Source organism: Streptomyces sp. B15, assembly GCF_018070605.1.
In the GTDB taxonomy this organism is placed as follows: Bacteria; Actinomycetota; Actinomycetes; order Streptomycetales; family Streptomycetaceae; genus Streptomyces; species Streptomyces smyrnaeus.
Genome location: NZ_JAGPXJ010000001.1, coordinates 185,684 through 210,513, shown reverse-complemented (window position 1 = coordinate 210,513; position 24,830 = coordinate 185,684). Strand labels below are relative to the sequence as shown.

Below are 24,830 nucleotides of genomic sequence, written 5' to 3'. Positions count from 1 at the left end.
GTTACGGCGAAAACATTCCCGCCGCAACGGCGACAAGCCACGGCGGAGAGGGTCCGGCGGCTGTCAAACCGGCTCAGCCGGCGCGTTCGGCTCATGGGGCAGCCGCCTAGATGTCCAGGAACCGGACATCCTTCGCGTTGCGCTGGATGAACGAGCGGCGGGCCTCGACGTCCTCGCCCATGAGGATGGAGAACAGGTCGTCGGCGGCCGCGGCGTCGTCCAGGGTCACCTGGCGCAGGACACGGTGCTCGATGTCCATGGTGGTGACCCGCAGCTCGTCCGCGTTCATCTCGCCCAGGCCCTTGAAGCGCTGCACCGAGTCGTCCCTGATGCGCTTGCCCTGCTCGCGGCCCAGCTGGATGAGGCTGTCGCGCTCGGGGTCGGAGTAGGCGTACTGGAACTCGTCCCGGCTCCACTTGATCTTGTACAGCGGCGGCTGGGACAGGAAGACGTGCCCGGCCTCCACCAGGGGCCGCATGAAACGGAAGAGCAGGGTGAGCAGCAGGGTGTTGATGTGCTGGCCGTCGACATCGGCGTCCGCCATCAAGATGATCTTGTGATAGCGGAGCTTCTCGATGTCGAAGTCCTCGTGCACGCCCGTGCCGAACGCCGAGATCAGCGCCTGCACCTCGGCGTTCTGCAGGACCTTGTCGATCCGTGCCTTCTCGACGTTCAGGATCTTGCCGCGGATCGGCAGGATGGCCTGGTACTCGGGGTCACGGCCGGACTTGGCCGAGCCGCCCGCCGAGTCGCCCTCCACGATGAAGATCTCGCACTTGACCGGGTCGTTGGACTGGCAGTCCGAGAGCTTGCCCGGCAGCGAAGCCGTCTCCAGCAGCCCCTTGCGCCGCGTCAGATCCCGCGCCTTGCGCGCGGCGACCCGCGCCGTGGCCGCCTGGATGCCCTTGCGGATGATGTCCGCGGCCTCGTTCGGGTTCCGGTCGAGCCAGTCGGTCAGCTGCTCGTGGACGATCTTCTGGACGAACGTCTTGGCCTCGGTGTTGCCCAGCTTCGTCTTCGTCTGACCCTCGAACTGCGGCTCGCCGAGCTTGACGGAGATGATCGCCGTCAGACCCTCGCGGATGTCCTCACCCGTGAGGTTGTCGTCCTTCTCGCGCAGCAGCTTGCGGTCGCGCGCGTACCGGTTGATCAGCCCCGTCAGCGCGGCCCGGAAGCCCTCCTCGTGAGTGCCGCCCTCATGGGTGTGGATGGTGTTGGCGAAGGAGTAGACACCCTCGCTGTACTGGCTGTTCCACTGCATCGCGATCTCGACCGAGAGCATCCGCTCGGTGTCCTCCGACTCGAAGGAGATCACGCTGTCGTGGACCAGTTCACCCTTACGGGAGTTGAGATAGCGGACGAAGTCCGCGATACCGCCCTCGTAGTGGTACCGGACGGTGTTGGGGTTGCCGTCCTCGTCGACGTGCCCCTCGCGCTCGTCGGTCAGCGAGATGGTCAGCCCCTTGTTGAGGAACGCCATCTCCTGGAAGCGCCGCGACAGCGTCTCGAAGGAGTAGTCCGTCGTCTCGAAGATGTCGCTGTCCGCCCAGAACGTGACCACGGTGCCGGTCTCGTCCGTGGCCTCGTTCCGCGACAGCGGAGCCGTCGGCGCACCCAGCTTGTAGTCCTGCGTCCAGCGGTAGCCGTCGGTCTTGACCTCGACGGCGACCTTGGTGGACAGCGCGTTGACGACGGAGACACCGACGCCGTGCAGACCGCCGGAGACGGCGTACCCGCCGCCGCCGAACTTGCCGCCCGCGTGCAGCACGGTGAGCACGACCTCGACGGCCGGCTTCCCCTCGGACGGGATGATGCCCACCGGGATACCGCGCCCGTTGTCGGTGACCCGGACGCCACCGTCGGCGAGCAGCACCACCTCGATGGTGTCCGCGTGCCCGGCGAGCGCCTCGTCGACGGAGTTGTCGACCACCTCGTACACAAGGTGATGAAGACCACGCTCACCGGTCGACCCGATGTACATGCCGGGCCGTTTGCGAACCGCGTCCAGTCCCTCCAGGACCGTGATCGCGCTCGCGTCGTACGACGGCACCTCGGTGCCGGCGCCCGCCTGCTGCGCGGACGCGGAAGCGCCGCCGCCCGCGGGGCCGGGCACGGCGGCACCGTCTTCAGCTACCCGATCGGGGGTCACCTCCGCGGACTGCGGCGGAGTCGTCTTGTCGTTCTCGTTGAGATCGCCGGAATCGGCCACGAAGCGCCCTTTCTGGCACAGCACAGGCCGTCTCCAGGGCAAGGCGGAGCGGCTGCGTCGTTCGACATGTTCCGCAACGGTGCGGTAGTCCCCCAGTGTACCGGTGGCCGCGACACGAGTGGGGGTTTGCCGGTGCCTGAGTCCACATGTGGCGCCCTGAACTGGCGTCCGTCGACTCCCCATATCTGGACCGGGGGGCCAAGAGCCTCACAGTGGCACTGAGCGCTTCGATCCGTCTCCGGCTGTCCCGGCCCGCACACACACCGCGACCGAAGGGCTCCCAGCCTCACCCGTACGTGTCGCCGGGACCCTTGCTACCGGGTGCCCGCAGCGGTCCGTACCCCTTGCGCGGGGCCTCCGGACCCCGCACCTTGATCATCCGTACGGTGCCCTGGCCGAGGTCCTCGTTCAGCCGCGCCACCAGCCGTGGCGCCAGCAGCCGCAGCTGCGTCGCCCACGCCGTCGAGTCGCACCGCACCAGCAGCGTGCGCTCCTGTTCGTCGTAGCGCTGCGGCTCGCAGTGCTGCGCCACCTCCGGCCCCACCAGCTGCGGCCAGCGTCCCATCACCCCGCCGACCGCCGCCGGGGTCTCCCAGCCCCGCTCCGCGATCAGCCTGTTGACGGCGGCACCCAGCGGCAGCGGGTCCCGCCCGTCACGCCGGGCGCCCGAACGCAGCCCACCGCCCCGACGGGCCTGCCGGCGCTGCTGCGCCTCGGCCCCCCGCGCCCGCGCCTGCTCCTTGGCGGCACGCAGCGCGACCCGCGCCAGATCCACACCGCTGGTCGCGGGCGGCTTCTGCGGCTCCTGCTCAGCTGAGGTGTTCTCCTGCCCGGACCCGGAACCGCTCACAGCCCGGTCACCTCCCCGTCCGCCACCGAGAACCGCGTCCCCTCCAGCACGTCCGGCACATCGTCCGGCACCGCGGCGGTCACCAGCACCTGCTCGGCGGGTGCCACCAGCTCCGCGAGCCGGGTACGCCGTCTGGTGTCCAGCTCGGCGAAGACGTCGTCCAGGATCAGCACCGGCTCGTGCCCCTCGCTCTTGAGCAGCTCGTACGCGGCCAGCCGCAGCGCCAGCGCGTACGACCACGACTCGCCATGGCTGGCGTATCCCTTCGCGGGCAGCTCCCCCAGTCGCAGCAGTACGTCGTCGCGATGCGGGCCGACCAGCGTCACGCCGCGCTCGATCTCCTGCTTACGGGCCTCGCCCAGCGCCGCGACCAGCCCCGCGTACAGCTCCTGCGGATAGCTCCCGCCCGCGGCCTGCGGCAGGGCCGCGCCGGACGCCGGACCCCGGTACTCGAACGCGACCGGCCCGCCGCCCGGCGCCAGCCGCTCGTACGCCTTGTCCGCCAGCGGGCCCAGCACCGCCAGCAGATCCAGCCGCTGCGCCAGCAACTCCGCCCCCGCCCGCGCCAGATGCTGGTCCCACACATCCAGCGTCGACAGGTCCACGCCCCGACCGCCGTGCCGCCGCGCCATGGCTGCCGACTTCAGCAGGCTGTTGCGCTGCTTGAGCACCCGCTCGTAGTCCGAGCGCACCCCCGCCATCCGCGGGGCGCGGGCCGTCACCAACTCGTCCACGAACCGGCGCCGCTCACCCGGGTCGCCCTTGACCAGCGTCAGGTCCTCGGGCGCGAACAGCACCGTCCGCAGGATGCCCAGCACATCGCGCGGCCGCACCTGCGACGAGCGGTTGATCCGCGCCCGGTTGGCCCGGCCCGGATTCAGCTCCAGCTCGATCAGCTGCTCGCGCTCTCCCTGCCGCACCTGTGCACGCACGACGGCGCGCTCGGCGCCCTGCCGCACCAGCGGCGCGTCCGCCGACACCCGGTGGCTGCCCAGCGTGGCGAGATAGCCGACGGCCTCGACCAGATTCGTCTTGCCCTGGCCGTTCGGCCCGAGAAACGCCGTCACGCCCGGACCGAGCGGCACCTCGGCCCGGCCGTACGAGCGGAAATCAGCGAGCGAGAGATGCGTGACGTGCATCGCCTGGCCGTCAGCCTCCGGTGGGCGGAGTGACGTCGGCCCCCGGGGCGTCGGCGCCCGGCTCCCCGGACTTCTCCGCGGCCGTCACCGCGTGCCCACCGAACTGGTTGCGCAACGCGGCGATCATCTTCATCTGCGGAGAGTCCTCCTGCCGGGAGGAGAACCGTGCGAACAGCGACGCGGTGATCGCCGGCAGCGGCACCGCCTTGTCGATCGCGGCCTCCACCGTCCAGCGGCCCTCGCCCGAGTCCGCCGCGTAGCCGCGCAGCGCGTCCAGGTGCTCGTCGCTGTCCAGCGCCTTGACCGCCAGATCCAGCAGCCAGGAGCGGATGACGGTGCCCTCCTGCCAGGAGCGGAAGACCTCGCGTACATCGGTCACCGAGTCAGCGGCCTCCAGCAGCTCCCAGCCCTCGGCGAAGGACTGCATCATCGCGTACTCGATGCCGTTGTGGACCATCTTGGCGAAGTGGCCGGCGCCGACCTTGCCCGCGTGGACGGAACCGAACTTCCCCTCGGGCTTGAGGGCGTCGAAGATCGGCTGCACCTTCGCCACGTCCTCGGCGGAGCCGCCGTACATCAGCGCGTAGCCGTTCTCCAGGCCCCACACACCACCGGAGACACCGCAGTCGACGAAGCCGATGCCCTTGGCCTTCAGCTCGTCGGCATGCTTCTCGTCGTCGGTCCAGCGCGAGTTGCCGCCGTCGACCACCAGGTCACCGGGGGAGAGCAGCTCGCCGAGCTCGTCGATGGTCGACTGGGTGGCCGAACCCGCCGGCACCATCACCCACACCACGCGCGGTGCACTGAGCGACTCGACCAGTTCCTTGAGGCTGCCCACGTCGGCGACGTCCGGGTTCCGGTCATACCCGATGACCGTGTGGCCCCCGCGGCGGATGCGCTCACGCATGTTGCCGCCCATCTTCCCGAGACCGACCAGACCGAGCTCCATCACTGCCCCTTAGCTGTGCTTCTCACGTTGCCGCAGTTTCGTTCGCATTCGACCCTACGCCTAGCCGAATACGACCTCAGCCGGAGAGCCGGACGGGCATGATCAGGTACTTGTAGGCCTCGTCGGCCTCGGCGTCCTTGGCCGGCCGACCGCTGAGCAGAGCCGGCTTGGTCGAGGTCGTGAACGACAGCTGCGCCACCGGCGAGTCGATGGCGCTCAGCCCCTCCAGCAGGAAGCCGGGGTTGAAGGCGATCGAGATGTCGTCGCCCTCCAGGTCGGCGTCGACCCTCTCCACAGCCTGTGCATCGTCGCTGGAACCGGCCTCCAGGGTGAGCACCCCCTGCTCGAAGCTGAGCCGCACCGGGGTGTTGCGCTCGGCCACCAGCGCCACGCGCTTGACGGCCTCCACGAACGGCGCCGTCTCGATCACCGCCACGGAGTTGAACTCCGTCGGGAACAGCGTGCGGTACTTGGGCAGGTCGCCCTCCAGCAGCCGCGTCGTCGTCCGCCGCCCGGCGCCCTCGAAACCGATCAGCCCCTCACCGGAGCCGGAGCCGGACAGCGCCAGCGTCACGCTGTCGCCACCGCTGAGCGACTTCGCGGTCTCCAGCAGCGTCTTGGCGGGCACCAGGGCCACCGCAGAGGCGTCCGGGGTCTCCGGCTTCCACAGGAACTCGCGCACCGCGAAGCGATAGCGGTCGGTGGAGGCCAGCGTGACGGTGTCGCCCTCGATCTCGATCCGCACACCCGTCAGCACCGGCAGCGTGTCGTCCCGCCCGGCCGCGATGGCGACCTGCTGGGCAGCGGCGGCGAAGACCTCGCCGGGGACGGTGCCGGTGGCCGACGGCATCTCCGGCAGCGCCGGGTACTCCTCCACCGGCAGGGTGTGCAGGGTGAAGCGGGAGGAGCCGCACACGACGGTCGCCCGTACACCGTCTGTGGAGATCTCCACCGGGCGGTTGGGGAGGGCACGGCAGATGTCGGCCAGCAGCCGGCCGGAGACCAGCACCGTGCCGTCCTCCTCGACCTCCGCCTCGACCGAGACCCGCGCCGAGACCTCGTAGTCGAAGCCGGAGAGGCTCAGGGTGCCGTCGTCCGCCTTCAACAGCAGGCCCGCGAGCACGGGCACCGGCGGGCGGGCGGGGAGGCTCTTGGCCGTCCAGGCCACCGCCTCCGCGAGCACATCGCGTTCAACCCGGATCTTCACGTTCAGCCGCCTCCTGCTGCTGCCTCTGCTCGTGCTTTGCCGGGCACCAGTCTGACGCACCGGACTGACAGCAGGTGCGGGCGCGGGTCAAGTCGACGCGATCCGGGTCGGGGCCCGCGGCACCGAGTTGTGCACAGCCCCCACTTCGAAGCGATTCCCGGGCTCTCTAGGTGTCGTCGTAGTAGTAGGGCTTGTGGAAACGGTGGAAAAGCACGTTTCCGCAGCTCAGGCCGGGATTTTTGTCCACCGCGCCTGTGGGTGGACCCGTGGAGGAAGCGGGGTTCTCTGTGGACGGCGAAAAGTTCTGCACACCCCGCCCACAGGCAGGGGTGGTTTCCCCACAGCCGCGCCCACAGTTTTCCCCGCCTTTCCCACAGCCCAAACCTCGGCCTCGATGTGACGGCTTTCACTCGGACCGGTGAGCGGGCGCGTTGCGTTGCCGAACAGTGGACAGCTCTGTGGAGAAGTGGCCGATCACTGGGGAAAAGAGCCCCCATCCTGTGGGCGGCCGGTGGACAAGCCGCGGGCCGTGCCGACGCCCGATCCGCCCTCCACATGCTGTGGACGCCGGGTGCCCACAAGTACACAGCCGAGTGACCTCGGCAAACCACCCTCCGACCGGGCCCGTTGTGGACGCCCTTGGGACAACGGGGAAGGTCCCCAGGGTGTGGAAGCGGTAAACCGCCGATTGCTGTGGACCGGGGCGCTCCGCGCCACATGATTCGAACAGTCGGCGCCCCGTCAGGGGCGCGGGGCTGTGTTCAATGTGCGGCTCCGCCGTGTGGGCGCGACAAGCCTGGGGGCACCTCTCGGCCGGAGGCTGAGGGAACACCGGCAGCCTGTAACGCACAGCAAAGGGCTCCCCCTGCCCAGGGGGAGCACCCAGAGTGCGCTCAGCCGTTCTTGATGCGGTTGGTCAGCTCGGTGACCTGGTTGTAGATGGAGCGCCGCTCCGCCATGAGGGCGCGGATCTTCCGGTCGGCGTGCATCACCGTCGTATGGTCGCGGCCGCCGAACTGGCCGCCGATCTTGGGGAGCGAGAGATCCGTCAGCTCCCGGCAGAGATACATGGCGATCTGGCGTGCCGTGACCAGGACGCGGCTGCGCGAGGACCCGCACAGGTCGTCCACCGTCAGCCCGAAGTAGTCGGCCGTCGCGGCCATGATGGCGGGCGCGGTGATCTCCGGAGTGGCGTCCTCCCCACCCGGGATCAGGTCCTTCAGCACGATCTCGGTCAGCCCGAGGTCGACCGGCTGCCGGTTGAGGCTGGCGAAGGCGGTCACCCGGATCAGGGCGCCCTCCAGCTCCCGGATGTTGCGCGAGATACGGGAGGCGATGAACTCCAGCACCTCGGGCGGCGCGTTCAGCTGCTCCTGCACCGCTTTCTTGCGGAGGATCGCGATACGCGTCTCCAGCTCGGGTGGCTGGACGTCGGTGATCAGGCCCCACTCGAAGCGGTTGCGCAGCCGGTCCTCCAGCGTCTCCAGGGCCTTGGGCGGCCGGTCGCTGGAGAGGACGATCTGCTTGTTGGCGTTGTGCAGGGTGTTGAAGGTGTGGAAGAACTCCTCCTGCGTCGACTCCTTGTCCGCCAGAAACTGGACGTCGTCGACGAGCAGGATGTCCATGTCGCGGTAGCGCTTGCGGAACGCGTCCGCCTTGCCGTCGCGGATGGAGTTGATGAACTCGTTGGTGAACTCCTCCGAGCTGACGTAGCGCACCCGCGTGCCCGGGTAGAGGCTGCGCGCGTAGTGCCCGATCGCGTGCAGCAGATGCGTCTTGCCGAGCCCGGACTCGCCGTAGATGAACAGCGGGTTGTACGCCTTGGCGGGCGCCTCGGCCACGGCGACGGCCGCCGCGTGCGCGAAGCGGTTCGAGGCGCCGATCACGAAGGTGTCGAAGAGGTACTTCGGGTTCAGCCGTGCCGTCGGCTCCCCCGGGCCCGTGGCCGGCGCGGGCTGCGCCGCCAGCGGGCCCGGCGCACCGCTGGGCGCCGGAAGCTGCGCCGGGCTGTCGTAGTGCGGGGCGGGCGGCCGGCCCTGGGGCGGTACCTGCGGACGGGGGCGCTGCTGGTGCTGCGGCGCCTGCTGGTGCTGGTGCTGCTGTTCGTACGGCTCGAACGTCTGCTGGTCGTATCTCTGGCTGCCTTGGCTGCCCTGGCCGGTCTGGTAGCCCTGGCCGCCGTCGTAGTTCTGCCCGTGCTCATAGCCCTGGCCGCCGCGTTCGTAGCCCTGACCAGGGTCGTAGCCGCCGCCCTGCTGGTCGTAGCTCTGCTGCTCGTACGGCTGCTGCTGGCGCTCGTAGGGCTGGCGCGGCTGGTGCTGCTGCGGGGGGTACGGCTCGCGCGGCTGCTGCCAGGACGACGGCGCGGACCCCGGGCCGCCGGGACCTCCGGGGGCTCCGGGGCCGCCGCCGGGGAGGGTGTTGTGGGGGTAGTCCGTCGGGTAGGCCGAGCGGGCGCCGGGGATGTCGCGGTTCTCGTACTGCTCGAACCGGTCCTGCTCGTACCTGTCCTCGCCGTACCGCTCCTGCTCGTACCGCTCCTGGTGGACGTGCGGGTGGCTGGGCGACTGGCCGGGCGGCTGGCCCTGGGGTTGGCCCTGCGGCTGGGGCGTCTGCTGGTGCTGAGGCGGCTGGTGCTGCTGCGGGGACTGCTGCCCCTGATGCTGCTGCGGCTGTGAGGGCTGCTGCTGCTCGGGGGGCTGCGTGGGTGAGGGAATGGCGGGGGCCGGGGCCTCGGGGGCCGGGCCCGTCACCGTGATCGCGAGCCGGATGGGCTGCTGGCACTCCCGGCTGAGCGCCTCGGTGATCAGCGGCGAGAGCCGGCCCTCCAGGACACCCTTCGCGTACTCGTTCGGAACCCCCAGCAGCGCCGTGCCCGAGACGAGGACAAGGGGCTGGCAGTCCCGCAGCCAGCGCTGGTCCTTCGCCTCGACACCCTGCCCCTCGCGCAGGAGCTGGTCCAGCACCCGTGGCCACACTGCGGCAAGATCGGCAGGTAGGTCAGCCACGGGGCACGCTCTCTCACTCGCTGGGTGACGGGTCACTCGCTGTGTGACGGTCGTCCGGTGATCGACCAGATCCCACGCATGCATGGTTCTCGGGACGGTCGGGAAGGAAAGGAAGTTCGGCCACGGTAGTCACGCGGACCTGCCCCGTTCAAGTCGTTGTCCACAGGCTGTGCACGAGTGCAGTAGCCGGGCAGCGGGCGGTTCGTCGTCGGGCAACCGCCGGGCGGCGGCCGGGGGCCCCGTCGGTGCTGGTTTGACCGGATGGCGCGGGCCCGCGTACCGTAACCAGGTCGAGTGTCGACGGCTGCTGCCGCCTGCCTCCGATGGGCAAGATCACCCGGTGTACCCGGACGATCATGAAGCGGTGCACACTCGGGCGTTGCGAGCTACTCGTGGGCGCACGGTGACAGCCGGTCGACTCCCCACACCAGTCCCACGGTGACCGTGGGGCACGAAGCATCTCTGGAGCCCCCGAGTGAGCAAGCGCACCTTCCAGCCGAACACCCGCCGCCGCGCGAAGACCCACGGCTTCCGGCTGCGCATGCGGACCCGCGCCGGCCGCGCGATCATCGCGAACCGCCGCAGCAAGGGTCGCGCCCGCCTGTCGGCCTGAGCAGCCTGACCACAGGTCCATGACGTGCTGCCTACCGAGAACCGGCTGAGGCGGCGCGAGGACTTCGCGGCCGCGGTACGCCGAGGACGCAGGGCCGGTCGCCCGCTCCTCGTCGTACATCTACGCAGTCGAACGGACCCGCATGCGTCGGGGGGAGAGGTTCCCCCGGTGCGTGCGGGTTTCGTCGTGAGCAAGGCCGTCGGCAACGCGGTGGTCCGTAACCGTGTGAAGCGGCGGTTGCGGCATCTGCTACGGGACCGCCTGTCCCAGCTGCCCCCCGGTAGCCTGGTGGTCGTACGGGCGCAACCCGGTGCGGCGGACGCGGACCATGTGGATCTGGCCCGAGAGCTGGATGCCGCGCTGCGGAAGCTGCTCAAAGGGTCCCCTCGCTCAGCTGCCTCGGGGGACAGCCCCCGGGATCCCGGCCGCGAACCGGGAGGGAGAGCTCAGTGAAGTACCCGCTGCTGTGGTTGATCAAGCTGTACCAGTGGACCGTCAGTCCGATGCTCGGTCCGGTGTGCCGGTACTACCCGTCGTGCTCGCACTACGGCTATACGGCCATCGACCGCCATGGCGCCGTGAAGGGGACGGCGCTGACGGCCTGGCGCATTCTGCGCTGCAATCCGTGGTCGCCCGGTGGCGTCGACCATGTCCCCGCCCGGAAGCACCCGGTATGGCACCAGCGGATCCGCTCCCGCTGGCAGCAGCACCGGACCCAGTCCAACGCCCAAGGAGCCTGATACGTGGACACGATCCTGAGTCCTCTCTATACCGCTGTCTCCTGGATCATTGTCCAGTTCCATTCGCTGTTCAGCCTGGTCTTTGACGAGGACAGCGGCTGGGCCTGGGGTCTGTCCATCTTCTGCCTGGTGGTGCTGATCCGGATCTGCCTGATCCCGCTCTTCGTGAAGCAGATCAAGTCGACCCGGAACATGCAGGCGCTCCAGCCGAAGATGAAGGCGATCCAGGAGCGCTACAAGAGCGACAAGCAGCGCCAGAGCGAAGAGATGATGAAGCTCTACAAGGAGACGGGCACCAACCCGCTCTCCAGCTGCCTGCCGATCCTGGCGCAGTCGCCCTTCTTCATCGCCCTCTTCCAGGTGCTCAACCACATCGCCAACGACAAGGCGGTGGGTGTACTCACCGGTGATCAGGTCGACAGCGCGCGTAACGCCACCATCTTCGGCGCGCCGATCGCCGCGAAGTTCATGGACAGCGCCGGCGACGTGGCCAGTCTGGGGGACGCCTCGCTGACCACCGTCCGCATCGTCACGGTCATCATGATCGTCCTGATGTCGGCGTCGCAGTTCTACACGCAGCGCCAGCTGATGACCAAGAACGTCGACCTGACGGTGAAGACGCCGTTCATGCAGCAGCAGAAGATGCTGATGTACGTCTTCCCCATCATGTTCGCCGTCTTCGGTATCAACTTCCCCGTCGGTGTCCTCATCTACTGGCTGACCACCAACGTGTGGACGATGGGCCAGCAGATGTACGTCATCAAGCGCAACCCGACCCCCGGCTCGCGTGCCTTCGAGGAGCGCCAGGAGAAGCTGCGCGCCAAGGGCAAGCTCAAGGAGGACCCGAAGGAGGTCGAGGCGCGTGAGGCCGCCGAGGCCGCCCGGGTCCGGCGGCAGCAGCCGAAGCGGCAGCCCAAGGCGAAGCGCCAGAGCGGTGGCTCCGTTGCCACGAAGGACGACTCCGCCTCCGCAGCCACCTCCCTGCAGAAGACGGGCCCCAAGGGCAACCAGAAGCAGGGCGGCCAGTCCGGCCAGAAGAGCACTGGGCAGAAGGGCGCCGGCCAGAAGCAGGGCGGCGGGTCCAAGGCGGCAGGCCAGGCTAAGTCGGGCCAGCAGCAGAAGTCGGGCCAGAAGAAGTCCGGTCAGCGCAAGGGCCCGCAGCGTCCCAAGCACCCCTCCAAGAAGTGAGCACCGAAGGAGTCCCCGCCGTGACGGACACCACTGTCCCAGAAGGCACCGAAGCCGACACCGACACCCTGACCCGCCTCGAACAGGAGGGTGAGATCGCGGCCGACTACCTCGAGGGACTTCTCGATATCGCCGATCTGGACGGCGACATCGACATGGACGTCGAGGCCGATCGCGCCGCGGTGTCGGTGATCAGTGAGGGCTCGTCCCGCGATCTGCAGAAGCTGGTCGGCAGGGACGGGGAGGTCCTGGAGGCCCTCCAGGAGCTGACCCGGCTGGCGGTGCACCGGGAGACCGGTGACCGCAGCAGGCTGATGCTCGACATCGCCGGTTTCCGGGCCCGCAAGCGGGAGGAGCTGGCGGAGCTCGGCGACAAGGCGGCGCAGGAGGCGAAGAGCAGCGGCGAGCCGGTGAAGCTGCGCCCGATGACGCCCTTCGAGCGCAAGGTCGTACACGATGCGGTGAAGTCCGCCGGACTACGCAGCGAGTCCGAGGGCGAGGAGCCGCAGCGCTGCGTGGTCGTCCTCCCGTGACACAGCGGTCGGGGGAGCCCCCGGAGGAGCAGGCGGGACTTCCGCCCGCACCGGAGGCGGCGCACAAGGCGTTCGGTGACAGCCTGCCCGCTGTCGAGCGGTATGCGGAGCTGTTGGCCGATGCCGGGGTACGGCGTGGACTGCTCGGTCCGCGCGAGGTGCCCCGGCTGTGGGAGCGGCACCTGCTGAACTGCGTGGTGCTGTCCGAGGTGGTGCCCGAGGGCGTCACGGTCTGCGATGTCGGTTCGGGGGCCGGTCTGCCGGGCATCCCGCTGGCGCTGGTCCGGCCGGATCTGGAGATCACGCTGCTGGAGCCGCTGCTGCGGCGGACGACGTTCCTCCAGGAGGTCGTCGAGCTGCTCGGCCTCGACCATGTGACAGTGCTGCGCGGTCGTGCCGAGGAGATGCTCGGCACGCTGACGCCCGTCCATGTGGTGACGGCCCGCGCGGTGGCGCCGCTGGACCGGCTGGCCGGCTGGGGCGTCCCGCTGCTGCGGCCGTACGGCGAGATGGTGGCGCTCAAGGGCGACACCGCCGAGGATGAGGTACGTGCCGCACGGGACGCGCTGCACAAGCTGGGTGTCGTGGAGACCACGGTGGAGCAGATCGGCCGTGAGTTGGTGGATCCGCCCTCGACGGTCGTCCGGGCGCGGGTCGGCGAGAGCCCCGGAGGGGTGCGCTTCGCGGCCCGGCGCGTCAAGGCGGAGAAGGCAGCCCGTGCGAGCGGTCGCTCGACGCGGGGTGGCCGACGTCGGCGTTGAGAGGCTGGGAGTGACCGAGCAGCGCTGAGGCGTCGGCCTGGTGGGTCGGTGGGTCGCCCGGTCGGCGCTGAAACGCTGATTCGGTTACTCCATAAAAACGCTTAAGACCCCGCGGAGCGGAGTGTCGCGGCGGACACCGTCCGGTGCGTGTGCATCGTGTTTCACGTGAAACGCCGCTCTCTGTTGCACGGAATCATCAACCGAGGTCGCGCTGCCGCCAGTGCGCGCGGCCAGACCGCCCCTGAGCCCCGCTCTGAAGTGGAGTTGTCCACAACTGAGCGGGGCTCGCTGGTTCACGGGACCGAAAGCATGGGAGGCTCTGTTCATAGCGAGCCTGATGTTGAGGAGAGTGAACCGTTGCGGTCCGACGCCAACATCGCGGGACCGATGGCCGACCCGGTCCCCGGTCCCCGCACAGAACCAGGGGATACCAGCGCGGGTGGGGTCGCTCCCCGCGGTGACGCGGCACGTGAGACGCCACCGCCCATGGATGACACACCGATCGGTCGAGCGGCCCAGCAGGCGGTCGAGGCGATGAATCGAGCCGGGGAGGGCCTGCCCCGCCCCGCTCGGACCCGGATCATGGTCGTCGCCAACCAGAAGGGCGGCGTCGGGAAGACCACCACGACGGTGAACCTCGCCGCCTCACTGGCCCTGCACGGGGGCCGGGTTCTGGTCGTCGACCTCGATCCGCAGGGCAACGCCTCCACTGCGCTGGGAGTCGACCACCACGCCGAGGTTCCATCGATCTACGACGTTCTGGTGGAGAGCAAACCGCTCTCGGAAGTCGTCCAGCCGGTGCCGGACGTGGAGGGGCTCTTCTGCGCGCCAGCGACCATCGATCTCGCCGGTGCGGAGATCGAACTCGTGTCGCTGGTCGCGCGGGAGAGCCGCCTTCAGCGGGCCATCGAGGCGTACGAGCAGCCGTTGGACTACATCCTCATCGACTGCCCGCCCTCCCTGGGGCTGCTGACGGTCAATGCTCTCGTGGCCGGTGCCGAGGTGCTGATCCCTATTCAGTGCGAGTACTACGCGCTGGAGGGGCTCGGCCAACTGCTGCGCAATGTCGAGCTGGTGCGGGGGCATCTGAACCCGCGGCTGCACGTCTCGACCATCATCCTCACCATGTACGACGGCCGGACCCGACTGGCGTCGCAGGTGGCGGAGGAGGTGCGAGGGCACTTCGGCAAGGAGGTCCTGCGTACCAACATCCCGCGGTCGGTGCGCATTTCGGAGGCGCCCAGCTATGGGCAGACGGTCCTCACTTATGACCCCGGCTCCAGCGGTTCGCTCTCCTATCTGGAGGCGGCGCGGGAAATCGCCATGCGGGACCCGCATGTTGAGCAGGCGCAGCAAGCGCAGCAGCAGCTCCAGGCTCAGCAGATCCAGGCAGAAAACGTACACACGCAACATGTGCAGGCGCAGCAGGCGCATCAAGCGCAAGTACCGCAAGCACTGCAATCACCAGAACAGCAAGCACAGGCGCAACAGCACGGCAGCATGGCGGAGGGGACTCAGTGAGCGAGCGACGTAGGGGTCTGGGGCGGGGGCTCGGAGCACTGATCCCGGCGGCTCCAACGGGGACGGATTCTGCTGATGTCGCGGAGAGCGAGCAGCAGAGGCCGAATATGTCCGGGGGGTCCACCTCCCCCACTGCCGTTCCCGTCATCGCTCCCGAGCAGGGGATGCGGGGGGTGGCAGCAGCCAAGGTTGCCGCGCTCTCCCAACGGGAGAACGAGGACGAGGCGGCTGGAGACGCTGTTTCACGTGAAACGGCTCCTGCGGCCGCGGAGGACGAACTTCCCGGGGAGGCCGGGGGTGCGTTCTTCGCGGAGGTGCCGGTCGATGCCATCACCCCGAACCCGCGGCAGCCCCGTGAGGTGTTCGACGAGGATGCGCTCGCCGAACTGGTCACTTCCATCAAGGAAGTTGGCCTTCTCCAGCCGGTGGTGGTCCGGGAGCTCACACCGGGCAGCTTTGAGCTCATCATGGGTGAGCGCCGCTGGCGTGCCTGTCGTGAGGCGGGGCTGGAGCAGATCCCGGCGATCGTCCGGGCCACCGAGGACGAGAAACTCCTTCTCGACGCGCTCCTGGAGAACCTGCATCGAGCGCAGCTCAACCCACTGGAAGAGGCGGCTGCCTACGACCAGCTTCTGAAGGACTTCAACTGCACCCACGATGAGCTGGCCGACCGTATCGGGCGCTCCCGACCGCAGGTGTCCAACACACTGCGGCTGCTGCGGCTCTCTCCAGCGGTGCAGCGTCGGGTGGCTGCCGGCGTGCTCTCGGCCGGACATGCGCGGGCGCTGCTGTCGGTCGAGGACGGGGAGGAGCAGGACAAGCTCGCCCACCGCATCGTGGCCGAGGGCCTTTCGGTGCGTGCGGTGGAGGAGATCGTCACGCTGATGGGCGGCAAGCCGAAGGGCAGCACCAAGCCCAAGGGTCCCCGGGCCGGAGCTCGGGTCTCCCCCGCACTGGACCACCTGGCCGGGCGGCTCTCGGACCGCTTCGAAACGCGGGTGAAGGTCGATCTCGGCCAGAAGAAGGGCAAGATCGTGGTCGAGTTCGCCTCCATGGAGGACTTGGAGCGGATCCTGGGGCAGCTCGCCCCGGGTGAGGGCCGGGTCCTGGAGCAGAAACTCGCCGAGGGAGACGGCGGCGAGGACGTCGACCCTGCCGAGAGCTGAACCATGTCCCCCTGGAGGGCAGCCCCCTCGAAGGGCTGAACTGCTGGCAGCGGGCAGTCCTCGAAGGCTCGGCTTCGTAGAGCCACAACAGAAGAAACTCACCGACGAGCTGTCGCCCCATGGATACGATGTCTGTCATGGGGCGACAGCTCGTTCCGCTCACGCTGGACAATCTCCCGGACCTTCCGGAGCGCTGCCGTGGCTGCGTCTTCTGGGAGTTGGACCCGGTCAGCGGTGAGGAAGCGAAGAGGTCGGGGCGGCCGGACCTGGAGAAGGAAGCCTGGATCTCGGCGGTGCTGCTGGAGTGGGGTTCCTGCGGCCGGGTCGTCTACGTCGACGACGTAGCGGTCGGCTATGTGCTCTACGCGCCCCCCGCATATGTGCCGCGCTCCTTCGCCTTCCCCACCAGTCCGGTCTCCCCGGATGCGGTGCAGTTGATGACAGCCTCTCTGCTGCCGGAGTTCCAGGGGCAGGGGCTCGGGAGGGTGATGGTGCAGACGGTGGCGAAGGATCTGCTGCAGCGGGGGTTCAAGGCGATAGAGGCCTTCGGGGACACACAGTGGGTGGAGCCCGCCTGTCTGCTTCCTGCCGACCATCTGCTCGCTGTGGGCTTTAAAACTGTCCGCCCGCATCCCCGCCATCCCCGGCTGCGGTTGGAGCTGCGTTCCACCGTCTCGTGGCGCCATGACATGGAGCGGGCGCTGGACCAGTTGCTGGGCAAGGTCCACAGCAAGGAGCCGGCGCTTCGGCCGCTGTGATACCGGGTGCGGTCTTCGTGTCCGGCTGGTACCGACTGCCGACTGATACGCCGAGAACGACTGAGGGGCGCCGTTTCACGTGAAACGGCGCCCCTCAGGGAGTGGTGAAGCGGCCTTCAGCCGATGAAGTCCGCGAGGTCCTTCTCGATGGCGGCCTTCGGCTTGGCGCCGACGATGGTCTTCACGACCTCGCCGCCCTGGTAGACGTTCATGGTCGGGATCGACATGATGCCGTACTTGGCAGCGACGCCGGGGTTCTCATCGATGTTGAGCTTGACCACCGTCAGCTTGTCGGAGTGCTCGGAGGCGATGGCTTCCAGCGACGGGGCGATCTGACGGCACGGACCGCACCAGGCTGCCCAGAAGTCGACCAGCACGGGCTTGTCGCTCTTCAGGACGACGTCGTCGAAGTCGGCGTCGGTCGCGGTCACGGTGGCACCGGCCATGGTGCTTCTCCTCATTCTCTGTGTACTGCGGGTGGGTGGGAGCCGACGGGGGACGGGCCGGCCCCCTCGATGACTGGGGCTGTCAGACCACTGCGGCGGTCTTCTCCGGCTCCGGGGTCTCCTCGGTGGCCACGTCGGTGAGCGCGGCCAGGTAGCGCTCGGCGTCCAGCGCCGCGGAGCAGCCGGTGCCCGCCGCGGTGATGGCCTGGCGGTAGGTGTGGTCCACCACATCGCCGGCTGCGAAGACCCCGGGCACATTGGTGCGGGTGGAAGGGGCATCCACCTTGAGGTAGCCGTCCTCGTCCAGGGTCAGCTGGTCCTTGAACAGCTCCACACGCGGGTCGTGGCCGATGGCGACGAACAGGCCGGTCACATCCAGCTCACGTGTCTCGCCGTTCTGCGTGTCGCGCAGCGTGAGGCCGGACAGCTTGCCGTCCTTGCTGTGGATCTCGGCGACCTCGCTGTCCCATGCGAAGGAGATCTTCGGGTCGGCGAAGGCACGCTCCTGCATCGCCTTGGAGGCGCGCAGTGTGTCCCGGCGGTGGATCACAGTGACCGAGGCCGCGAAGCGGGAGAGGAACGTGGCCTCCTCCATGGCGGTGTCACCCCCACCCACGACGGCGATGTGCTGCTCACGGAAGAAGAAGCCGTCACAGGTGGCGCAGTAGGAGACACCGCGACCGGAGAGCTCCTCCTCCAGCGGCAGACCCAGCGTGCGGTGCTGGGAGCCGGTGGAGACGATCACGGTCCGGGCACGGTGCACGGTGCCGTTGGAGTCTGTGACGCTCTTCACCGGGCCGGACAGATCGACAGCCGTGACGTCGTCCGGGACGAGCTCGGCGCCGAAGCGCTCGGCCTGGGCGCGCATGTTGTCCATGAGTTCCGGGCCCATGATGCCCTCCTGGAACCCGGGGAAGTTCTCGACCTCAGTGGTGTTCATCAGCGCCCCGCCTGCGGTGACGGAGCCCTCGAACACCAACGGCTTCAGCGACGCGCGGGCGGTGTAGAGCGCAGCCGTGTATCCGGCTGGGCCCGAGCCGATGATGATGACGTTACGGACGTCGCTCACGGGAGTCTTCCTTGTCTGCCGACTGCTTCCGGGATCTTCTGCCGAGGCTTGCACCCCGTCCAACGGATCCTACGGGGCAGACATTCCCGTGCCCGCGTCCCCGTGTCACCCGCGCGGGTAGGTCCCCTTGAACAGCACTTTCCCGGGTGCGGGCGGGTCGGCGCTGATGCAGGAGGGGTCAACCAGATAGGCGTCCACCAGCTTCGGGTTGCCACCCTGGTGCGGCAGGACGACCAGATAGCCGGTGCGGTTCTCGAAGAGGGCATCGGGAGCCACGGCCAGCGGAGTCTCCGTGCGGTGGATCCCGTCGCGTACGCAGGACGGTACGGACTGTCCGCCGCCGAGGGTGTCGTCGCGGAGCGTGTTGTCGTCACTGCTGGGGCTCTGCTTGGTGTCGACCGAGGGGGAGTCGCTGGGCGGTGCGGAGTTGCCAGGGGGTTTCTGCGAGGGGGACGGTGATCCCTCGCCCGAGAGCAGCCGCTGGACCCGTTTGCGCAGTTGCTGGTCGTCGCTGCTGCCGCCGGCATCCGTATCCGTGGAGGACGTGGAGCTCGGCAGATCCTTTGGAGCATGCTTGCCGGTCGCCGACTGCGCGGTCTCCGAACTCACCTCGCCCGGGGCTGGTTTGGTGAGCTCCCGCAGGGTGATTCCGCCGAGGGTGAGTGCCGCCACGGAGGCCGCCGCGACAAGCAGCACCGTCCGCTTCCGGCGTCGCACAGTGAGGGGGACGGGGGTGGCTGTTTCACGTGAAACCGGGTCCGCGGTCGGCCCAGATGCAGGTTCTCCGGAAGGATCGGCAGCTGTTTCACGTGAAACGGCACCTTCCTGCGAAGCGGTCCTGCTGTCCGGAGCGGCCTCGTCGCCAGGAGCGGCCTCGTCGTCCGAAGCGGCTTCTTCGGACGGAGTGGTTTCGGCTTCCTCTGGTGCCGTCGCCGACAGCAGCGCCTCCGCCGCGAGGGCAGCCTCGATGCGGTTCGCCACGTCTTCCGGCATGGGGGTGGGGCCGGGCAGGGTGCCCAGCGTCTCGCGGATCTCCTCCAGCGAGGCGTACACGTCGGCACACAGTTCGCACTCGGCAAGGTGGGCGCGCAGGTCCGCCTGGCGCTCGACGGGCAGGATCCCCTCGCCGAGCGCGGAGATCTCGGGGATCTCCGGGTGCTCGCCGTGCGGGAAAGGGGTGGATGCGGATGTCATGCCTGTCCCCCTCCTTTCACGGCCCCGGAGCCAGTGGTGTCCTGCTGGGCATTCCGCGCGGCCTTCGGCGGTACCCCTCTTGGTGGTGGGACGGATGCTCCCGAGGACGGGTTCCGTTCGGTGCTGCTGCCACCGTCCGCGCTGCCCTTGCCCGGGTCGCTGCCCCTGTTCGTACCGCCGTCGCCGTTCGGGCCGGCGTCGCCGTCCCTGCGTAGGTGGGAGACGAGTGGGAGCAGCCGGGCGCGGCCACGGGCGCAGCGGCTTTTGACGGTACCCACGGCCACCTCCAGCACTTCGGCGGCCTCGGCGACGGGGTAACCCTGCATGTCGACCAGTACGAGCGCGGCCCGCTGCTCGACCGGCAGCTCGGAGAGGGCGGAGACCACCTGTCGCTGTACATCCTGGCGCTCGACGGGTGCGGCCGCGGACTCCTGCGGTTCCAGCAGCTGCTCCATGCGCTCGGTGTCGTCGGTGAGCGTCGAGCGGCGGGAGGCGGCCTTGCGGGCACGGTCCAGACAGGCGTTGACCGTGATGCGGTGCAGCCAGGTGGTGACGGCGGACTGGCCGCGGAAGGTTCGTGCGGCCCGGTAGGCGGAGATGAGGGCGTCCTGCACGGCGTCGGCGGCCTCCTCACGGTCTCCGAGCGTCCGCAGCGCCACGGCCCACAGGCGGTCCCGATGGCGACGGACGAGTTCGCCGAACGCATCCGGGTCGCCCGCCACATGGCGGGCGAGTAGTTCCTTGTCGTCCGGCGCGGCTATCGCGCCGGGCGCGTCCTCGCTCGCCATCAGCCCCTCCCCTCACCCTGCCGCGCCCAGGTCGGAAGCGGCGCCCGCGGCCTCAACTGAGGACCTGGACCTCCGTGACGCGACCACGGTAGTTGCCCTCGTCGGTGAGTGGGAGCTTGGTGAGCCACAGCAGTACGTAGCGGGTCTTGATGGGCTTCTTCGCCTTCAGCGTGAGGTGGGCGCCGGAGCCGTTGGTGACCTTGCTGAAGCTGCCCAGTGAGGAGGGCATGTTGGTGACGCTCTTCGGTGCCGCGAGGAAGCTCGCGGAGGTCTTGCCGATGAAGTCGACCTTGAGCTGGCTGACCTGCCGGGTCTTCCCCAGGTCGAGGATGAGGCCGGCGCCCGACTTGAGGTTGCCGAACGTGGCGTGGCCCAGGTACTTATCCGTGAGCCAGTAGGTGTTCGGCTTGCCGTCCACGGCGTCTCCGGCCCGCTCGGGCTTCTCCCGGCCGTCCGAGCTCTCCGGGTCGAAGTCCTGTACGTCCTCGACCTTGACGGGCTTGCCGGTCTGCGCCGGCTTGTCCTCGCCCTTCGCCTGCTTGACGGGCTTCTTGGTGATCGGCTCGCCCTTGAGCAGCGCGTCGGCGACCTGCCAGCTGCCCAGCCCGAGCGCGGCGATCAGGAGCGCGGAGACTCCCCACTTGAGGACCTTGCCGGTACGCCCCGGCAGCGCGGGCGGGGCCGGGGGCTCCGCTCCCGCCCTGGCGGCCGTGGTGCCGGGGGCCGCGCCACCGGGTCCGCCCGGTCCCGCGTAGCCGCCCTTCTGGTAGCCGTTGTGCTGGTACGCCGGAGGGGCGGAGAAGGCCGGCTCCGGCGGACGGATGCGGGGCAGCGCGGAGACCGCCTTGGACAGCTCCTCCGGGGTGGTGCAGGGCTGCTCCTGCCGGGAAGCGGTGGCGCCGTCGTTGACCAGGGCGCGCATGGCCAGCGTGGACAGCCCGCGGTGGACGCCCGCCCGCAGCTGCTCGGGGGCCACCAGGGCACCGATGTCCAGCGAGCCGACTCCGGGCAGCCCGTGTGCGCCCTCCTCGTACGGCCAGCGCTGGGTGAGTGACGCGTACAGCAGCGCGCCGATCGCCTCGGTGTCGTCCCGCTGCGGATGGTCGCTGGTGACGCCGCGCAGGGCGGCGTTCACGGCGAGCCCGCGGATGCGGTACTGGCCCATGCCGGTGCGGAGTACACAGGACGGTGTCAGCCGCAGATGTGCGAGCCCCTCACGGTGCGCGGCGGCCAGCGCCTGGGCGAGCTGGCTGACGAGCTGGTAGGCCTCGTGCGGCTCCAGCGGGCCCGCGGCGAGCAGTTCGTTGAGCGGGACGGCGTCGGGCAGCCACTCGTGGACGACGTAGACCAGATCGTCCTCCTCGACCGCGTCGAGGACCTGCACGAACCGGGGGTCGCCGAGCAGAGCGGCGGAGCGTGCCGCGGCGAGCACCTGCCGGGCACGGGCGTGCCCGGCAGGGAGCACATGGACCCCGACGGCGCGGCGGAGCTTCTCATCGACGGCACGCCAGCTGCTGAAGCCGTCGAGGCGGGTGACGCACTCTTCGAGGCGATAGCGCCGGGCGAGCTTGTGACCGCTGTGCAGCTCCGGCACCCGCCCCTCGGCGGGCTCCTTCGCGCTGTTCTTCGGGGCGTCCTTCGGCTCGCCGTTCGGGTCGTTCTTCGCCTTCGCCGCCGCCTTGCCCGCGGTTTCTTCGGCCGCAGTGTCAACCTCGGCACCGGCCACGGCGTCTGGTTCGGTACCGGCTTCGTCGGCGGAGGTCTCGGCGGTGGACGTCTTTTCGGGGTCTTCGGGGTCCGCGGGTTCTGCAGGGGAGGCTGCGGTGGTCTCAGCGGCTTCGGGGCCCGGTTCCGGGGCCGCCTCCGAGGCGGCTTCCCGGTCTGCTGGGTCCGCCTCCGGGTCGGCGGGGTCCGGTTCGGCGGCGCTGGTCCCTTCGGGGGACTCCGCGCCGGACGTGGCACCAGGGGATTCCGTCAGAGGTGCGGCGTCGGAGGGGTGGGTAGAGGCCCCCTTGTGCGGGGAAGCCCCGGCGTCGTGACTGTGTCCGTTCGTCGCGTCCGTCGCACCGTCGCCCGTGGCCCCGTCCTGCTGGGCGGTCAGCGGTTCGCCGTTCGCACCGCTGGTCTCGGCCACGCCGACAGCGGCTGTGCTCCGTTCCGCCACCGTCGTTCCTGCCTCCCCATCCGTTGTGGCCGTTTTCCTGGAAACGGCCAAAAACATTGTGCCTACACCTCGCCGCTATGCACGACACGCGGGGGCGAATGATGGTTGTATACGCCGGTTTCCGGCCGGGTTTTTCATCGGCCGAGTCTGGCGCGGACCATGCCGAGCATCGCCGTCATCTCCTCGATGCGCATGCGCTTCGCCGCTAGGACGAAAACCGCGCCCAAAACGATCCCTCCGCCGACGAGGGCGGCGATCGATCCGAGCGTGCCGCCGCCCAGCACATGGGTGACGCCCCAGGCCGCGGCGCCCGCGGCGATGGTGGCCGGGATGCTGGCACCCGCCAGCCTGGTGTACGTACGGATCACATGCCGTCCGTCCAGATCGCCGCCCAGCCGGTTGCGGAGCCGACGCCAGGCGATGCCGACACCGATGATGTAGGCGAGCCCGTAGGAGGCGGCCATCCCCACGACTGCCCAGCGGGCGGGCAGCAGCAGGAAGCACAGCGCGGAGGCGGCGGCGTTGACGGCGGCCACTATCACCGTGTTGAAGAACGGGGTGCGGGTGTCCTCGTAGGCGTAGAAGGCGCGCAGCACGACGTACTGCACCGAGTACGGGATCAGGCCGAGGCCGAAGGCCATCAGCATGTATCCCATGGAACGGGCCGCGTCCTCGCCCGCCGAGCCGTAGATCATGGTGCACATCGGGATGCCGAGCGCCACGAAGCCGAAGGCGATCGGGACGATGGCGACGGCCGAGTTGCGCAGACCCTGGGAGATGTCGTCGCGCACCGCGCCGGTGTCGCCGTCTGCGGCGGAGCGGGAGAGGCGGGGCAGCAGCGCCGCCATCACCGAGACGGTGATGATCGACTGCGGCATGGTCCAGATGAGCTGGGCGTTGGAGTAGGCGATGTAACCGGTGCCGGAGTGGCCGTCCTGGGCGGCTGTGGTGCCTGCCCAGGTGGACAGCTGGGAGACGACCAGTACGCCGGCCTGGTTGGCGAGCACGAACAGTATGGTCCACTTGGCCAGCTTGGCCGCCTTGCCCAGGCCGTGGCCGCGCCAGTCGAAGCGGGGCCGGATACGGAACCCGGCGGCCCGCAGGTAGGGGATCATCGCCAGCGCCTGGACGACCAGGCCCAGCAGGGTGCCGATGCCCAGCAGCCGGACACCCTCGGGGGGGATGGTGTTGACGGTCAGGCCCGAGGTGTCGGCGGTGCCGTACACCCACAGGAACATGCTGATCGTCGTGATGATGACGATGTTGTTGAGGACCGGGGTCCACATCATGGCGCCGAAGCGGCCCCGCGCGTTGAGTACCTGGCCCATCACCACGTGGATGCCCATGAAGAAGATCGAGGGCAGGCAGTAGCGCACGAAGGTGGTGGTGACCTCGTTGGCGGCCGGGTTCTCGGCGAGCTTGACCGACATCAGCCGTACCAGCAGCGGCGCGGCGAAGACGGCGGCCACGGCCAGCCCGCCCAGGATCACGGCGACCAGCGTCAGCAGCCGGTTCGCATACGCCTGCCCACCGTCCTCGTCGTCCTTCATGGACCGGACGAGCTGCGGGACGAAGACGGAGTTGAGGCCGCCGCCGACGGTGAGGATGTAGAGCATCGTCGGCAGCGTGATGGCGAGCTGGTAGCTGTCACCGAGGGCCGAGGCGCCGAGCGCGGCGACGATCATCGCGGAGCGGACGAATCCGGTGAGCCGGGAGACCATCGTGCCCGCGGCCATGATGGCGCTGGACCTGAGGAGCCCTCCCCCGCCGCCGGTCTTGGCGGGCGCGGCGGCTTCCCCTGCTGCCGGCGGGGCCGCCTTGGGGGCGACGGTGCCGAGGTTGACCGTCTGCGCAGAAGGCTCTTCGGCGGCGCCGGGTGCCCCGGGTTCGGGCGGGTAGGGCTGCGGCGGCTGGGTGGCTTCGGGGTGGAACGGGGGCTGCTGGCCATGGCCGGGCACCTGGCCGCGACCGGGCATCTGGCCTTGGTTCGGGCCTTGGGGCGGGCCTGGGGGCGGGCCGGTCTGCGAGGGCGGGGGCGGCGGCGAGTGGGGGTGCTGCGGTGGGGCGTGGCCCTGGTCGCGGTAGAGGTGCGCGAAGGCGTCGGCCGGCGCCTGCGACGGCTGTGGCGCCTGCGGGGACTGTGGCGCTTGCCCTCCCTGAGGCGCTTGCCCTCCCTGAGGCGCCTGGCCTCCCTGATAGGCCTGGCCTCCCTGAGGCGCTTGCCCTCCCGGGTACGGCTGCCCTCCCGGGTACGGCTGGCTCCCCTGATACGACTGGCCCTGGTACGGCTGCCCGCCCTGCTGGGGCTGCCCGCCCTGCTGGGGGTGCCGGTCGGGGAAAGGCTGCTGCTCCTGGTAGGGCTGCCGGTCGGGGGAAGGCTGCCAGGCGTGCGGGTCCTGGGCCGAGGGATCGCGCTCGTCGTACGGGTCGGGCCCGTACGCGTCCGGCACGTACGCGTCTTCCGGCTGGCCAGAGCCGTCACCGGGGGTCCGGCCCCGGTCGCCGCCATACGGCGCGTTCATCTTCG

At 69.5% G+C, this 24,830-nt stretch carries 20 protein-coding genes and 1 pseudogene; 9 read left to right on the top strand and 12 right to left on the bottom strand.

All coding sequences use genetic code 11. From position 1 onward, the window contains the following. Positions 1-106 precede the first annotated feature (106 nt). The 6 genes from gyrB to dnaA form a co-directional block, all read right to left on the bottom strand. Positions 107-2,233 (bottom strand): DNA topoisomerase (ATP-hydrolyzing) subunit B, encoded by a 2,127-nt coding sequence (gyrB, locus tag KBY19_RS00970; RefSeq protein WP_099882816.1) that lies wholly within the window; start codon positions 2,231-2,233, stop codon positions 107-109. 262 nt (positions 2,234-2,495) lie between these two features. Then, on the bottom strand, positions 2,496-2,984 hold the full coding sequence (locus tag KBY19_RS00965; protein WP_099886645.1) for a DUF721 domain-containing protein: 489 nt from the start codon (positions 2,982-2,984) through the stop codon (positions 2,496-2,498). Positions 2,985-3,055: 71 nt separating this feature from the next. Beyond that, complete coding sequence (gene recF, locus KBY19_RS00960) at positions 3,056-4,198, bottom strand: DNA replication/repair protein RecF (protein WP_099882814.1); 1,143 nt, start codon at positions 4,196-4,198, stop codon at positions 3,056-3,058. Between the two features lie 10 nt (positions 4,199-4,208). Continuing rightward, positions 4,209-5,147: a phosphogluconate dehydrogenase (NAD(+)-dependent, decarboxylating) gene (gene gnd / locus KBY19_RS00955; RefSeq protein WP_185017609.1), complete on the bottom strand. Its 939-nt coding sequence runs from the start codon at positions 5,145-5,147 to the stop codon at positions 4,209-4,211. A gap of 76 nt (positions 5,148-5,223) precedes the next feature. Next, a complete protein-coding gene (gene dnaN / locus KBY19_RS00950; RefSeq protein WP_099882812.1) occupies positions 5,224-6,354 on the bottom strand; it encodes a DNA polymerase III subunit beta in 1,131 nt (376 codons plus the stop codon). 893 nt (positions 6,355-7,247) lie between these two features. Further along, entirely contained in the window at positions 7,248-9,362 is a 2,115-nt protein-coding gene (gene dnaA, locus KBY19_RS00945; protein ID WP_210964902.1) for a chromosomal replication initiator protein DnaA, read from the bottom strand. Positions 9,363-9,837: 475 nt separating this feature from the next. Here dnaA and rpmH point away from each other — a divergent pair, with 475 nt between their 5' ends. The 9 genes and pseudogenes from rpmH (at position 9,838) to KBY19_RS00900 (ending at position 16,642) form a co-directional block, all read left to right on the top strand. Next, entirely contained in the window at positions 9,838-9,975 is a 138-nt protein-coding gene (rpmH, locus tag KBY19_RS00940; RefSeq protein WP_099882808.1) for a 50S ribosomal protein L34, read from the top strand. Positions 9,976-9,999: 24 nt separating this feature from the next. Next, positions 10,000-10,365 (top strand): annotated as a pseudogene (gene rnpA, locus KBY19_RS00935) (ribonuclease P protein component); the annotation flags it as partial. Between the two features lie 59 nt (positions 10,366-10,424). After that, complete coding sequence (yidD, locus tag KBY19_RS00930; RefSeq protein WP_099882804.1) at positions 10,425-10,715, top strand: membrane protein insertion efficiency factor YidD; 291 nt, start codon at positions 10,425-10,427, stop codon at positions 10,713-10,715. A 3-nt stretch (positions 10,716-10,718) separates the two neighbouring features. Next, a complete protein-coding gene (gene yidC, locus KBY19_RS00925) occupies positions 10,719-11,903 on the top strand; it encodes a membrane protein insertase YidC (protein ID WP_185017607.1) in 1,185 nt (394 codons plus the stop codon). A 20-nt stretch (positions 11,904-11,923) separates the two neighbouring features. After that, positions 11,924-12,436, top strand: coding sequence for a R3H domain-containing nucleic acid-binding protein (locus KBY19_RS00920; RefSeq protein ID WP_099882800.1), 513 nt, complete (start codon positions 11,924-11,926; stop codon positions 12,434-12,436). Beyond that, positions 12,433-13,197: a 16S rRNA (guanine(527)-N(7))-methyltransferase RsmG gene (rsmG, locus tag KBY19_RS00915; RefSeq protein WP_307842439.1), complete on the top strand. Its 765-nt coding sequence runs from the start codon at positions 12,433-12,435 to the stop codon at positions 13,195-13,197. The genes KBY19_RS00920 and rsmG overlap by 4 nt, the downstream gene beginning before the upstream one ends. A 309-nt stretch (positions 13,198-13,506) precedes the next feature. After that, positions 13,507-14,718, top strand: a complete 1,212-nt coding sequence (locus tag KBY19_RS00910; RefSeq protein ID WP_099886643.1) for a ParA family protein — start codon at positions 13,507-13,509, stop codon at positions 14,716-14,718. Next, positions 14,715-15,884: a ParB/RepB/Spo0J family partition protein gene (locus KBY19_RS00905; protein ID WP_185017605.1), complete on the top strand. Its 1,170-nt coding sequence runs from the start codon at positions 14,715-14,717 to the stop codon at positions 15,882-15,884. The genes KBY19_RS00910 and KBY19_RS00905 overlap by 4 nt, the downstream gene beginning before the upstream one ends. 137 nt (positions 15,885-16,021) lie before the next feature. Further along, complete coding sequence (locus KBY19_RS00900) at positions 16,022-16,642, top strand: GNAT family N-acetyltransferase (RefSeq protein WP_185017604.1); 621 nt, start codon at positions 16,022-16,024, stop codon at positions 16,640-16,642. A gap of 116 nt (positions 16,643-16,758) precedes the next feature. On the opposite strand, the gene trxA is transcribed toward KBY19_RS00900, so the two are convergent. The 6 genes from trxA to murJ form a co-directional block, all read right to left on the bottom strand. Continuing rightward, positions 16,759-17,088 carry a thioredoxin gene (gene trxA, locus KBY19_RS00895; RefSeq protein WP_099882794.1) on the bottom strand — a complete coding sequence of 110 codons (330 nt, stop codon included), beginning with the start codon at positions 17,086-17,088 and terminating at the stop codon, positions 16,759-16,761. A gap of 82 nt (positions 17,089-17,170) precedes the next feature. Continuing rightward, the gene (gene trxB, locus KBY19_RS00890; protein ID WP_099882792.1) at positions 17,171-18,157 is read right to left on the bottom strand and encodes a thioredoxin-disulfide reductase; all 987 of its coding nucleotides are present in this window, start codon (positions 18,155-18,157) and stop codon (positions 17,171-17,173) included. A gap of 105 nt (positions 18,158-18,262) precedes the next feature. Further along, positions 18,263-19,351, bottom strand: coding sequence for an anti-sigma factor (locus tag KBY19_RS00885; protein WP_210964901.1), 1,089 nt, complete (start codon positions 19,349-19,351; stop codon positions 18,263-18,265). Beyond that, complete coding sequence (gene sigM, locus KBY19_RS00880) at positions 19,348-20,139, bottom strand: RNA polymerase sigma factor SigM (protein WP_210964900.1); 792 nt, start codon at positions 20,137-20,139, stop codon at positions 19,348-19,350. Before sigM ends, KBY19_RS00885 begins: the two co-directional genes overlap by 4 nt. A gap of 52 nt (positions 20,140-20,191) precedes the next feature. Then, on the bottom strand, positions 20,192-22,303 hold the full coding sequence (locus tag KBY19_RS00875; RefSeq protein ID WP_210964899.1) for a protein kinase family protein: 2,112 nt from the start codon (positions 22,301-22,303) through the stop codon (positions 20,192-20,194). A gap of 134 nt (positions 22,304-22,437) precedes the next feature. Next, positions 22,438-24,825 (bottom strand): murein biosynthesis integral membrane protein MurJ, encoded by a 2,388-nt coding sequence (gene murJ, locus KBY19_RS00870; RefSeq protein WP_210964898.1) that lies wholly within the window; start codon positions 24,823-24,825, stop codon positions 22,438-22,440. Between the last annotated feature and the right edge of the window lie 5 nt (positions 24,826-24,830).

Excerpts from the sequence above, each read along its gene's own strand:
- gnd (WP_185017609.1), bottom strand. The coding sequence starts at position 5,147 with ATGGAGCTCGGTCTGGTCGGTCTCGGGAAGATGGGCGGCAACATGCGT.
- recF (WP_099882814.1), bottom strand. The coding sequence starts at position 4,198 with ATGCACGTCACGCATCTCTCGCTCGCTGATTTCCGCTCGTACGGCCGG.
- KBY19_RS00910 (WP_099886643.1), top strand. The coding sequence starts at position 13,507 with ATGGGAGGCTCTGTTCATAGCGAGCCTGATGTTGAGGAGAGTGAACCG.
- trxA (WP_099882794.1), bottom strand. The coding sequence starts at position 17,088 with ATGGCCGGTGCCACCGTGACCGCGACCGACGCCGACTTCGACGACGTC.
- sigM (WP_210964900.1), bottom strand. The coding sequence starts at position 20,139 with ATGGCGAGCGAGGACGCGCCCGGCGCGATAGCCGCGCCGGACGACAAG.
- murJ (WP_210964898.1), bottom strand. The coding sequence starts at position 24,825 with ATGAACGCGCCGTATGGCGGCGACCGGGGCCGGACCCCCGGTGACGGC.
- KBY19_RS00885 (WP_210964901.1), bottom strand. The coding sequence starts at position 19,351 with ATGACATCCGCATCCACCCCTTTCCCGCACGGCGAGCACCCGGAGATC.
- KBY19_RS00900 (WP_185017604.1), top strand. The coding sequence starts at position 16,022 with ATGGGGCGACAGCTCGTTCCGCTCACGCTGGACAATCTCCCGGACCTT.